This is a genomic window from Agaricicola taiwanensis (assembly GCF_014635245.1).
Classification (GTDB): domain Bacteria; phylum Pseudomonadota; class Alphaproteobacteria; order Rhizobiales; family Methylopilaceae; genus Agaricicola; species Agaricicola taiwanensis.
In genome coordinates this window covers 390,640-403,521 of sequence record NZ_BMCP01000002.1, presented here as the reverse complement: position 1 = coordinate 403,521, position 12,882 = coordinate 390,640, and the positions used below count along the sequence as shown (strand labels likewise).

10 protein-coding genes are annotated in these 12,882 nt (G+C 62.5%); 8 read left to right on the top strand and 2 right to left on the bottom strand.

All coding sequences use genetic code 11. The features are described 5' to 3' along the window. Positions 1–3: 3 nt before the first annotated feature. Together IEV58_RS09370 and IEV58_RS09365 are read right to left on the bottom strand one after the other, a co-directional pair. Positions 4–1,107 (bottom strand): efflux RND transporter periplasmic adaptor subunit, encoded by a 1,104-nt coding sequence (locus IEV58_RS09370; RefSeq protein WP_188409470.1) that lies wholly within the window; start codon positions 1,105–1,107, stop codon positions 4–6. Between the two features lie 11 nt (positions 1,108–1,118). After that, complete coding sequence (locus IEV58_RS09365; protein ID WP_188409469.1) at positions 1,119–1,607, bottom strand: GbsR/MarR family transcriptional regulator; 489 nt, start codon at positions 1,605–1,607, stop codon at positions 1,119–1,121. On the opposite strand from IEV58_RS09365, the gene IEV58_RS09360 reads away from it, so the two are divergent. The 8 genes from IEV58_RS09360 (at position 1,606) to IEV58_RS09325 (ending at position 12,780) form a co-directional block, all read left to right on the top strand. Beyond that, entirely contained in the window at positions 1,606–2,220 is a 615-nt protein-coding gene (locus tag IEV58_RS09360; protein ID WP_188409468.1) for a chemotaxis protein CheW, read from the top strand. The two genes, IEV58_RS09365 and IEV58_RS09360, sit on opposite strands and share 2 nt — an antisense overlap. Then, positions 2,202–3,641: a CheR family methyltransferase gene (locus IEV58_RS09355; RefSeq protein WP_188409467.1), complete on the top strand. Its 1,440-nt coding sequence runs from the start codon at positions 2,202–2,204 to the stop codon at positions 3,639–3,641. The genes IEV58_RS09360 and IEV58_RS09355 overlap by 19 nt, the downstream gene beginning before the upstream one ends. Positions 3,642–3,719: 78 nt before the next feature. Continuing rightward, positions 3,720–4,232, top strand: coding sequence for a chemotaxis protein CheW (locus IEV58_RS09350; protein WP_188409466.1), 513 nt, complete (start codon positions 3,720–3,722; stop codon positions 4,230–4,232). Between the two features lie 5 nt (positions 4,233–4,237). Then, entirely contained in the window at positions 4,238–5,914 is a 1,677-nt protein-coding gene (locus IEV58_RS09345; protein WP_229729321.1) for a methyl-accepting chemotaxis protein, read from the top strand. An 18-nt stretch (positions 5,915–5,932) separates the two neighbouring features. Continuing rightward, positions 5,933–8,080 (top strand): hybrid sensor histidine kinase/response regulator, encoded by a 2,148-nt coding sequence (locus tag IEV58_RS09340; RefSeq protein WP_188409465.1) that lies wholly within the window; start codon positions 5,933–5,935, stop codon positions 8,078–8,080. Next, complete coding sequence (cheB, locus tag IEV58_RS09335; protein ID WP_229729320.1) at positions 8,077–9,150, top strand: chemotaxis-specific protein-glutamate methyltransferase CheB; 1,074 nt, start codon at positions 8,077–8,079, stop codon at positions 9,148–9,150. The genes IEV58_RS09340 and cheB overlap by 4 nt, the downstream gene beginning before the upstream one ends. Then, on the top strand, positions 9,150–10,880 hold the full coding sequence (locus IEV58_RS09330) for a response regulator (RefSeq protein ID WP_188409464.1): 1,731 nt from the start codon (positions 9,150–9,152) through the stop codon (positions 10,878–10,880). Before cheB ends, IEV58_RS09330 begins: the two co-directional genes overlap by 1 nt. 10 nt (positions 10,881–10,890) lie before the next feature. Next, positions 10,891–12,780 (top strand): response regulator, encoded by a 1,890-nt coding sequence (locus tag IEV58_RS09325; protein WP_229729319.1) that lies wholly within the window; start codon positions 10,891–10,893, stop codon positions 12,778–12,780. The last annotated feature ends 102 nt before the right edge of the window (positions 12,781–12,882 follow it).

Here is a 12,882-nt window from a genome sequence, read left to right as displayed (position 1 = left end):
GCGTCAAAGTCCCGCGATGCGGATGTTCGTGTCCGGCTTCAGATCAGGCAGCGGCGCCGTGACGATGACATCGCCCTCCTCCACGCCTGCCGTGATTTCCACCAGCCGTCCATTTTGCCAGTTGCTGCCGGCCGTCACGTCCTGACGAACGAGCTTGTCGTTATCGACCTTCAGCACGAAGGAGGTCTCGCCGTCCTTTCGCAGCGCCGCAGCCGGCAGCGCGACCACGTCGTTGGACTGGCGGATGGTTATCGCACCGCTGGCGAACATGTTGCCGCGCAGCGAGCTGTCGCTGTTGTCGATGTCGAGGAAGACGTGGATTGAGCGTGAATTCGCCGTCGCCACGGGGCTGATTCGACGAACCTCCGCTTCAAAGACCCTGCCGTCGAAGCCGTCGATCCGCAGACGAGCCTTCTGGCCGACAGCGACTTCCGCGATACGGTTCGTCGGAACACCTGCCGCGACTTCGAGTGTGCTGAGGTCGACGATGCTGACGAGTTCGGCATTGACGCCTACCGTCTGTCCCTCCTCAACATTCCGGGCAGAGACAAATCCATCGAAATCGGCGCGCACGACGGTGTCGTTCAAGTTCTTCTGAGCAGATTCCACCTGCGCCTGCAGCGCGCGCTCCTGCGCCCGAAACTGCAGCACGCTTGCCTCAGCCTCATCAAGAGCGGCCCGCGACGAAATTCCGCTGCCGCTGAGCTGCCTGGTGCGTGCCAGGGTCTGTTCGGCCACTTTCAATTGGGCGCTCGTGGCCGCCAACGTGGCCTTGCGCTCATCCAGGCTGTTGATGAAATCTCTCGTGTCGAAACGCGCGATGACGTCGCCCGCCTTCACCTTGTCGCCGACGTCGACAAGCACTTCGCTCAGCGTTCCCGAGACCTTTGCCGTAAGGCTCGTACGGCGCACCGGCTGCAGCGAACCGCTGACGCGGATTTCGGTCGCAAGGTCCTGCCGCTCGACCCGCGTCACTTCCATCGCGGCAAGCTCCACCACTTCGGGCTGCTCCACCGGCACAGCCGTCCGCGGCGATGCATCCCGTCCGCCGAACATCCAGAACGCACCGGCCGCGAGGACGGCGACGCCGGCGATAATCTTCAACATTCTGGCTCTGTTCATGACGACGTCGTTGTCCGATTTATGAGATCTTCCGACTGCTCGCAGAGCTCGATCAGGCTCTTGCACGTCGCGCTGTAGAACTGGGAGAGGCCATCAAGGCGGGCTTTTACGGCCGGCTTGTCCTTGGCCAATGCGGCGCCTGCCGCGGAAACCGCCTCCCGCATGCGCTCGACGCGAGTAATGATCCGACGCAACAGCAGAAGATGGCATGACGGCGCGAGGCGGTAATAATCCTGCCGGTCGCCGGAAATAGCCACCCGCTCGATCACACCGATCTCCATCAGAAGCCGCGCATTGGTGCTGATGCTGGCGCGGCTGACCTGCAGGCTGGTGGCGATATCGGAGAAGCTGAGCGGGTGTTCGGCGATGACCAAAAGACCCACGATCCGGCCGGCTATTCTCGGCAGATCGTCGGCCTGGGTCAGGATGCCCATCTCTTCGATGAACTCTGAAACGGCGGTTTCGTTTGAATGTGCGTCGAGCATGCAGAGCATTTGGCAACGACAAAACGTTCAGTCAAGACTGAACAATATAAATATCGGTTGCCGGGGAGCCGCACCGCTGGCTTTTCCGCATGTCCTGCGTGATAAGAAGCGGATGCAAAGCAACGTGTTCGCAGTCTTTGAGGTCAATGGTACGTCCTGCGCCCTGCGCACCGACGAAGTCGCGGAATTTCTGCCGCTTCCGCGCCTCTCGCGCCCACCGAGCCTGCCCCGTATGATCGCAGGCTTCCTCAATCTCGCGGGCACGGCGATACCTGTTATCGACATGGACGCGCTGCTCGGCTCTTCTCGCGATGCACTGGCTGAGCCCGGCCCCTATGCCCACCTCATCCTCACCCGCCCCGCTGCCGGGCAAAAAACTGTCGCGCTTTTGGTGAAGCGTGTCTCGGAAGTCATTTCCTCCAAGGAGGCGCCGCAGCCCGTCAGCGATGACAAAACACTCAATGGCTGTGTATCCGGCATCATCGAAATCGGCAGCCGGTCTGTTCACATTCTGGCATCCGAGCGTCTGCTGCTCGAAGCCGAGCGACAGGAACTTGCCGCCCTGACTGCTGCTGCCCAGGTCCGGCTTGGCGAATGGCACGTGACGCACTGACCCGCCCGCCCCGACTGGCCGCACCGCCCGGACGGGACTTTACGCGGCTGAAAAGCCTGATCATCCAGCGCACTGGGCATTTCTACTATCAGGATAAGGATGATGTGCTCTGGGAAAGGGTATCCCGCCGCATGCGCGACAAGGGCGTGCGCAGCCTCCCCGATTATATCCAGCTGCTTCAGGACCCGTCGGCGCCGGAGTGGAACGCGCTGGAAGCCGAGATCACCATCGGCGAGACCTATTTCTTCCGGTACGCCGAGCAGTTCACGGCGCTGAGCCAAACGATCCTGCCGTCCATCATCGAACAGAACCGGGACGAGAAACGCATCCGCATCTGGAGCGCGGGCTGTGCGACAGGCGCGGAACCCTATTCCGTCGCCATCCTTCTCTGGCGCCTCCTGGGCGAAGAGCTGGAAGACTGGCGCATCAGCATCATCGGCACCGACATCAACGATCGATTTCTGGCCGCCGCCCGCAAGGCGCAGTTCGGCCATTGGGCGTTAAGGGCTGTATCCGCGGACGAGCGTGATCAACTGTTCGAACCTGTCGCCACTCAAACATGGCAGCTGAAGAGGCGCTTCCGCGCCATGGTGCAGTTCGAACGCCATAACCTCATGAGCTTGATCGACGGGGCAAGCCCGCTCCAGTTTACCGACTTCGATCTGGTCATGTGCCGGAACGTGCTGATCTACTTCGATCCGGCGGCAATCCTGCGGCTGATGGAGGCCTTCCGCGATCGCATCGTGGAGGGCGGCTGGCTCCTTATTGGCCATGCGGAGCCCAATCCGGCCTTCTCGGGCATCCTGCGCGCAGTCACGCTGCCCGGCACCGTCGCCTATCGCAATCTTCCGCCCGAAGCAGCCGCTGCTGACCCGGGGTTTGTTGCCATCCCATATCCCGAAACTCCTCGCCCGGCGTCACAGCTACCGCAGGCGCCGATCGTCCTGCCGCCGCCGCGTCTGCCGCGCCCCTCACCGGCCGTCATGACACCGTCCGCTCCACCGACCGAAAGGCAGCCGGTCGCCGATGTCATTTCAGAAGTGCAGAGCCTGTCCGATCTCGGCAGCCTTGAGGCGAGCCTCAAGATCTGCATCGAGGCTCTGGAAGATCATCCGACCGAGCCCAGGCTTTATTTCTATCAAGGCCTGATCCGGCGCGCGCAGGGTGACAATACCGGCGCCGAGCAGAGCCTGAAGAAGGCGCTGTTTCTCGAGCGCAACTACATCATGGCACATTATCACCTTGGCCTGATCCAGCTTCATAACGGAAATATTCGTGGTGGACGCCGTCATCTGACCAACGCGGCGCGCTTGAGCCTTGCCCTTCCCGCGAAAACCGCCTTACTGGATGGGGACGGCCTTGAGCCGGAAACCCTGGTCGACCTCGTACGCTTTCATCTTGAGCATCACCCGCCTCATTAATCGCAGCAACGGATCCGCGCCCTGACATCTCCCGCTCTCGTCCCCAATTTTATTGCTGCGGCCGATCCATCGCGGTTGTTGGATGAGCGCGCCGCCCGGCTGTCGGCGCGACACTCCCAGAGCGCCGACAACAAAGGCAGCGACGTCATCGTCTGCGAAATACAAAACGATCTTTATGGCTTCGATGTCCGAGCCGTCACGGCTGTGATGCCCATGGTGGAAACGACCGCGGTGCCGCAGGCCCATGACGCGGTGATCGGATTGTTCGGACGTGACGGGCGTGTCTTCAGCGCAGTGGACCTCAGCGCCGCCCTTGGATTTGCCCGCGGCGACGAGCGCAGCGGGCACCTCCTCCTCATGCGTCATGCGCATCCGCGGACTGCCTTCCGGGTCGATCGTGCCCTTGCCCTGATGAACGTCATCACCGACGACGATCCCTCGGCACCGCCACCCGTCGCGCAAAACCTCGTTCTGAGCTATGCACGCCCAAACCAAACCGAGCGGAGCAACGAGCAGCGCCGCATCGCCCTTCTGGATGCGGACCGCCTCATTGGGCTGTTCGCTACCTCTTCCCGTCCGTCCGGAGTGTAACACCCGTGTCGATATCGATCGCCAATCGCATCCTTCTCGGCTTCGCCGTCATCACCCTTCTCATGATCGGGCTCGGCACCTATGCCCTCAATCAGATCGGTCTCGTACGTGATGCGACGGAGACCATCGTTACTCGCGACCTCAACGTCGTGCGGCAATTGGACCTCGTTCGGAACGGCGAGAGCCAGATGGCGAACGCCCGCCACGCCATCGTGCGGGGCTATTTCCTGCGGTCACTGAATCAACCGACGGAAAACACCGAGAACCTGACGAACCGTTGGCGGCAGTCGTCCTCTATCACCGAGAGCACGCTGGCCGAAGCCATCACGACCGTGAACCGTTACCGCACGGAGGCAGCATCGGCAGATCGGGTTGAAGCCTGGCGCCAGATCGGCGGCAGGCTGACGGAGATCGAAGGCGATATCCGCCTCATCATCGATTTGACGCAGAGGCAGTTCGGAGCGATCCAGGCAAACGATCTCGCAACGGTTCAACAGACGGAGACGGCGCTCGCCGCGGCAAGCGGCGCCTTTGCCGATCACATGGCTACCGCCCGAAATGACGTCAATGGCGCCGTCCTGGCAGGCCAGCGCCGCACCACCGAGGTCTATGAGACCAGCAGGACTTCCGTCTTCGTCGCTCTTCTGGCGATGGCCGTGGCCGCCATCCTCGTCAGCTATGGAATTCGCAATTCCATAGTGGGGCCGCTCGGCCAGTTCGTGACCTTCGTGGAACGGGTCGGTCGGGGTGAACTGACCGGCGACAAGGCGATCAGCAGCAAGGACGAGATCGGGCTCCTCGGCGGCCACCTCAACACCATGGTCGACGGTCTTCGCCAGCTCGCCAAACAGAGCCGCGACGCGACCGAAAATCTCAACGCGGCTGCAGCTGAGATCCGCGCCTCTACCCAGGAGCAGGCCGCCAGCGTCGAGGAACAACTCGCCGCCGTGCAGGAAACGGCCGCAACCGTCGACGAAATCACCCATTCCGGTGCGCAGATCGGCAAGCGTGCCCAGGAAGTCATCGTTTCCGCGCAAAGCACGGTGCAGACAAGCGCGGTCGGCCTCAAGGCCGTGGAGGAAACCACCCGGGCGATGGATGCCATCCGCGAACAGGCGGAAGCTGTGGCCGAGAACATCGTGGCTCTCAGCGAGAAGACGCAGGCGATCGGCGAGATCATCACCGCCGTCAATGATATCTCCGAGCGCTCGCATCTGCTCGCGCTGAATGCCGCCATCGAGGCTGCAGCGGCAGGCGAAAGCGGCCGCAGCTTCGCCGTGGTCGCGGCGGAGATGAAGATGCTGGCCGATCAGGCAAAGGATGGCACGGCGCAGGTGCGCTCCATCCTCGGTGACATTCAGCGCGGCATCAACTCTTCGGTTATGTTGACCGAAGAAGCGGTGAAGCGGGTAACCGCCGGCAAGGAACGCAGCGACCAGACACAGAAGACCATCGAGGAGATCACAAGCCGGATCCAGGAAAGCGTGGAAACCTTCCAGCAGATCGTCGCCTCGACCAACCAGCAACAATTGGGCATCGAACAGGTCATGGGAGCACTGCAGAACATCCGGCAGGCCAGCCAGCAGACCGCCGCCGGCACGCGCCAGCTGGACACGGCGGCGGGGAATTTGGCCTCGCTGTCGCAACACCTCATCGGCATCACCGATCGCTACCGCATCTGATCGGCAGGCGCGCCGCCCGTGATCGACCTCCGGACCCAGCTTCTCGCCGCTTTCCAAAGCGAACATCGCGAGCACATGGACGCCCTGCGTCATGGCTTCGATGCGCTCGCCTCGGGACGGGAGGCGGACATCAAGGAACTGTTCCGGCGCGCGCATAGCCTCAAGGGCGCCGCCCGGGCGGTCGATCTGCCTGACGTGGAAGAGTTGGCGCATCGGCTCGAAGCACTCCTGTCCGACCTGATGGAAGGCGTAAGGCCCCTCGACCATGAGCTCTCAGCTGAGGTCCTGTCGCTTCTCGACGAGATCGAAGGCGCGGTGCTGGATGCCGAGACGCCTTCTGCATCGGCGCAGACACCCCCCCGTGGGGCGGACGCCCGAGAAGCGCCGGTGTCCCAACCCGAGGAGGTCCCTGCGGAAGGCCCGGTGGAGTTTATGCGGGTTGCGTCCGAGCAGATCGAAGCGCTTGTGGTGTCGATGCACGAGTTCGGCGGCGAACTCGATGGCCATGAAGCCTTGACCGAACAGCTGGATCTTCTGCGCGACGACCTGCGTCGCCTGGAGCAGGATCTGTCGGTGATGGCGCGCGCAGCAGAGAACGAGGCCACGCGCCGCGCCTCCATGGCAAGCCTCGCACGCGGACTCTCCGCGGCCGTGCGGAGCGCCACCAGCCTATCGCGCAGCTACAAGCAGACCATCTGGTCGGCGAACCATGCCGCGCAACGCGTCAAAGAAGACATCGAACGGATCGCGCTCGTACCGGCAAGCAGCGTTTTCAGTGGTTTCGGCCATATCATCCGCGATCTCGCCCGGAGCGAGGGCAGCGAGGTGAGCGTCAAGATCACCGGAGGCCACGTCCAGGCGGACCGTCGCGCGTTGCAGGCGCTGAAGGACCCCGTCCTGCATCTCGTCCGCAACTCCGTCCGCCACGGCGCCCAGTCAGCGGAGGAACGGCAGCGGCAGGGCAAGCCACCCGAGATGCAGATCACCATAGCATTTCGCTCGCGCGGCGGTCGGCTGCTGATGACGGTGGAGGACGATGGCAAGGGCCCGGATCTTGCGCGCATAGCCGCCACGGCTGCCGAGCGTGGCCTCGTGCCTGCGGCCGAAAGCTTTGCCCCTTCGCCGGATCAGCTACTTTCCTATGTGCTCGAGCCGGGGTTCTCCACCTCGCAGGAGGTGGATCACATCTCCGGGCGCGGCATGGGATTGTCGGTGGTGGCCGAGGCAGTCCAGCGCCTCAATGGCAGCCTCCACCTCCAGATGCGCCGCGGCGGCGGACTTGAAGCGGTTCTTTCGGTGCCGCTGCTTACCGCCCTGCAGCCCGTCGTTCTGGTCGGGGTCGATGAGGTCTTCTACGCTCTGCCAAGCTTTGCGGTGGAGAAACTTCTGACGTTGAAGCCGTCGGAAATCGAAACTGTGGAAAGCCGCCCCGTGGCACGGATCGAATTGGGTGGAACCGACGTTGTGGTCCCCATACAGCCGACCGCCACTCTTCTCAGACCTGATGCTTCGTCTCAACTCGATCCGCGCCGCATCCATCTCGCCATTCTCAAGCGCGGTCCGCGCCGTCTCGCAGTCGCCGTCTCCAGCTTCCAGGAGGTGCGTGCCATGAATGTGCGTTCCGCCGAAGCTTCCGGCATCGTCTCGCCCCTGGTCAGCGGAACCGTCCTGCTTGACCGGGGGCACGCCGCGCTCGTGCTTAATCCTGATGGCCTGATCGAGCATTGGGTGCGGAACCAGGCCCGTTTTGCGGCCTCCGGTATCGGGCTCGTCAGCGAATCCGTCGCACGGCCAAACGCACGCACCATCCTGGTGGTGGACGACTCCATCACCACACGCACCCTTCAACGCAGCATATTGGAAGCACAGGGATACCGCGTGCTTCTCAGCGTCGACGGATTGGATGCGCTGAACACGCTTCGCTCCAGCAGCGAGATCGTGGACCTGATCATCGCCGACGTGGAGATGCCGCGCATGGATGGCTTCGGCCTTCTCCAGGCGCTGAAGCAGGATGCACGCTTCGGTGTGATCCCTGTGATCATGATGACCTCTCGGGCCGATGCCGATGACGTGCGACGGGGCATGTCGCTGGGGGCCGAGGCCTATTTGACCAAGCAGAAGTTCGACCAGCGAGATCTTCTGGCGACTGTTGGCCAGCTTCTATGAAGCGAACCGCCGGCCCCGTGAAAGTGATGATCGTCGAGGATTCCGCCGTGGTGCGGCTCCTCCTGACGAACATCATTTCACGCGATCCCAGGCTGGCCGTGAGCACCGCAGTGACCTCCGGCGAGGAAGCACTCGCCGCCCTCGCCAAGGTCAAGCCGGACGTCATTTCCATGGATATCCGCTTGCCGGGTATCGACGGTCTGGAAACAACCCGGCGGATCATGGAAGAACACCCGACGCCAATCGTGGTGATTGCGGACAGCGTGCATGACGGCTCGCTGAAGCTCTCCATGAACGCCTTGCGCGCCGGTGCGCTTACCGTCGTGGAAAAACCGGTGGGCGTAGCCTCTAGCGCCTATGAGGAGATCGCCAGCCAGATCTGCACCCAGCTCTACATCATGAGCCAGGTCTCGGTGATCCGTCGCCGCGGCATCCTTGCCCGTACCGCGCAATCCTTGCCTCCTTCGCCTCCTCCTGTTCCTCACCTTTCGCCGGAACAATCAAACATCATTGGCATCGCAGCCTCCACCGGTGGGCCGCCAGCTCTGGCCAGAGTGATCGGGGCACTTCCAAAAAACTTTCCTCTTCCGGTCCTGGTAGTGCAGCATATGGGCGCGCCTTTCATGGAGGGTTTTGCCTCATGGCTGAACGGTCTTGTTCCTCTCGATGTAACCCTGGCAAAGGACAATGAGGTCGCAAGGCCGGGGCGTGTCTATGTCGCCCCCGGCGATCGCCATCTCGTGCTTTCGGAAGGTAACGTGCTGCGGCTGACGGGCGATCCTCCCATAAGCAGCCAGAGACCGGCGGCAACGGAGCTGTTCCGTTCCCTGGCGCGGCATGCAGGGCGGCGCGGCTGTGGCGTTGTCTTGACTGGCATGGGTGAAGACGGCGCGCGGGGCCTTCTGGAGATGCGTATGGCGGGTGGCCGGACGCTTGCCGAACATGAATCGAGCTGCGTCGTGTTCGGCATGCCCGGGGCTGCCATCCGTCTAGGCGCTGTCGAGACGGTGCTGCCGCTTGATGCGATCGGCGAGCGCCTGCTCCAGATCGCGGGAATGGGAGAAAGCTGATGCAGGACATCTCTGCGCAGCGGCCGCATATCCTGGTGGTCGAGGATTCCGAGACCCAGGCCATCAAGCTTCGTTATCTTTTGGAAGTCCAGGGCTTTTCCGTACGAACGGTCGCCAGCGCCGAGGCTGGCCTCGAAACCTTCAATGAGCGCTTGCCGGATCTGGTAATTGCCGACCTGCATCTCCCAGGCATGGACGGCAACGAGTTCGTCCGCAATCTCAGGATGAATGCCCCGACCCGTGCCATCCCCGTGCTGATGCTGACCGAAACGCAGGGGCTGCGGTCCGAACGCCTGGGGCTTGACAGCGGCGCTGACGCCTATGTGTCGAAGTCGGCGGACTGGGACCTGATCGTGCTGCGCCTCAAGGCACTTCTGCGTCGCCGTTCCCAGGAGGTGAACTCGGATATCCCTGAGACGCAGCCGTCGGCTTCGACCTTCCGGCGGGCGCGCCTCGTGCTGGTGGACCACAACAGCGAAGGACGCGCTCACCTGCAGAGCGCGATTTCATACGAGGGTTATGCCATTGAGCCGGCAGACACCATGGCGGAGGCTCTCCGGCTCGCGCAGCAAAAGCCGCTGGACGCCGTGCTGGTCCATATCAACCTCGGGTATGACGACAGCCTTGAGCTTTGCCGCCGGCTGAACGCCATGCGCATCATGGCGCCGGTCCCAGGCCAGGACCCACCGGCATTTCAGATCGTGCTGATCGGTTCGGAAGCCGACAAGAAAACGCTGACCGACGCCTTCGCTGCGGGTGTGGACGATGTCGTCTCCACCGATATCGACGCCGAAGGGCTACGCATCCGCATCCGCAGCCTGGTCCGGCGCAAGCTGTTGCAGGACGAAGATCGGAGGGTGGAAGCCGAGCTGCGCGACCGCGACCGCGCAATCGCCCTCGCACGGGCGGAAGCGGAAGCCGCACAGGCCCGCGCTTCTCTTTCCGACGCTCTCGCCAAGGCCAATGTGGAGCTCGCGGCGGCCAATGAGCGCCTGAAGGATGCGCAGGGCAAACTGGTGCATTCTGCCAAGATGGCCTCTCTCGGTGAGTTGGTGGCCGGCATCGCGCATGAGATCAACAACCCGCTGGCCTTCATCCTGGCGCACCAGCAGACTGTGGAGCGGGTCCTGACCGACGCGGCCGGCGCCGAGAAACCTGATCCCGTCAAGCTCCAGAAGGCAGCCGAGCGATTGGCGTCCATGCGGATCGGCCTCCAGCGCATCCAGGATCTCGTGCTCGGCCTGCGCAAGTTTTCACGGTTCGATCAGGGTGACTTCCAGATGGTCGATGCCCCTGCCGCCCTCGATACGGTGATTTCGCTGCTCGCCCCGAAGCTCACGGGACGCATCGAAGTGAAGCGCAACTACCACGGCGCGCGAGAGCTCTACTGCTCCCCGGCGCTCTTCAATCAAGTGGTCATGAACATCATCGGCAATGCCGCCGATGCGATCCCTGACGAAGGGACCATCTCCGTCGGAACGCAAAGTGATGACGATACCTACACCATCGATATCGCCGACAGTGGCGTGGGTATGCCGGATCATATAAAGGAGCGGGTGTTCGAGCCGTTTTTTACGACCAAACCCTTGGGATCCGGCACCGGCCTCGGCCTTGCGATCGCTTACGGCGTCGTCGAAGCCCACGGCGGGTCGATCACAGTAGAAGATGGTGTGAACGGCGGCACCCTCTTTAAGTTGAGCATTCCCATGCGGCAGCAACGGCGTGGATGAACCGGCAACCATGACGATGCATTCACCAGAGGCTGGCCTTGATCATCCCGCGCGGGAGACGATCCTTGTGGTCGATGACGAGGCCGACATCCTCATCGCACTTCAGGATCTCTTCGAAGAGGACTATCGGGTGCTGCGGGCGCAGTCGGGCGCGGAAGCACTCGAGATCATTGACCGCGAAAGCAGCATCGCCGTCATCATCTCCGACCAACGCATGCCCGGCATGACGGGCGACGTGTTTCTGACCCAGGCCCGGGCGAAGACGAAGGCCGAAGCGATCCTTTTGACGGGTTACGCAGACCTGCAGGCGGTGATCGACGCCCTGAACAACGGCCGTATCGTGGGTTATATTCCGAAACCCTGGGACATGGACGTGCTGCGCAGCATGGTGCGCACCGCCTGCGGCCGATATCAGCTCGCACGCGACCTCAGCGTGGAACGCACCCTACTCCACGGTCTCATGGATCATGCCGACGATGCGATTTCCTTCAAGGATGTCGCTGGCCGGTTCATCCGGCTTAACGCAGCCAAGGCAGCGTCGCTAAATCGGAGCATCGAAGACTGCCTCGGTCGCCGGGAGATCGATCTCATCGATGCCACACAGGCCAAGGCCATCGCACGCCTCGACAGCCGGGCCATGCGCGAGGGTCCCTTTGACGAAGTGCGGGAAGAACCGGGAGCAGAAGGTCAGATACGCTGGACCGAGGTGCACCGCATCCCCCTCCGGGACAGTTTCGGCAAACCGCGCCATCTCGCGACCATCGAGCGCGACATCACAGAACGCAAGATGCTCGAGCAACGCCTGCGCCAGGCCGACAAGATGCAGGCGCTCGGCACCTTGGCGGGCGGCGTTGCGCATGATTTCAACAACCTGCTCATGGCAGTGCTGGGCAATCTCGATCTTGCACGGCGCAATCTCGGCAATCCGGAGAAACTGGAGCGGATGCTGGGGAACGCCCACATCGGTGCCAGCCGCGGTGCATCGCTGACACGGCGGCTGCTCGACTTCAGCCGCACCCAGACGCATGAGGTGAACTCCCTCAACATCAACACCATGCTCGACAGCATGAAGGATTTCCTCGCGAGCACCCTCGGCAGCAACATTCCGGTGAGCTTCGACCTGTCCCCCGACATCCCGGAAATCATGCTGGATGGAGAGCAGTTCGAGCTGGCCATTCTCAATCTCTGCATCAACGCCCGCGACGCGATGCCGAACGGTGGGAAGATCGACATCAGCACCCGCCGCGAAGCCCTTTCGGCCGGCAACCAGCACGATCTTGGGGCCGGCAGCTATGTCGTGGTCTCAGTACGTGATCAAGGCACGGGAATCCCGCCGGATGTTCTGGCCCGCGTGTTCGAGCCATTCTTCACCACCAAGGATGTCGGTCAGGGCACAGGTCTTGGGCTGACCATGGTCTATAGTTTCGCCCAGCAAGCCGGCGGAACAGTCAACATCATAAGCCAGCAGGGAGAAGGCACCGCCATCGAGCTCTATTTTCCCGAGGTGGAGCCCAGGAGTGACAGTGAAGAAACGGCGCGCCCCCACAACCAAGCGTCCGCCCGTTCCATGCGCGTGCTTCTGGTGGATGACGATTCCCATGTCAGGGACGTAACCGCTTCGCTTCTGTTGGATCTCGGACATGAGGTCGTAGAGGCGGATGACGCTGCAAGCGCCATGACACTCCTGAAGGGCAACAGCTTCGACATTCTGGTTGCCGATGTCGCCATGCCCGGGGTTACGGGCACCCAACTGGCCAACAGGGCGCGAGCGGAAGGCTTCAGCAATCCCATACTGCTGATCTCCGGCTTTGTCGGCGATACCGATACGCAGGACTTCCCTGTGCTGATGAAGCCCTTCCAACTCGAAGATCTGGATCGCCGAATACGCGAAATCTCCTGAACCTCCAGCATACTGTTGACAGTATGCGAGCGTCGTCCCATGGTTCCAGACATAACCACAGCCGCCACGGTGACCTCGTCACTGCCGGTCGGAACAGCCGAG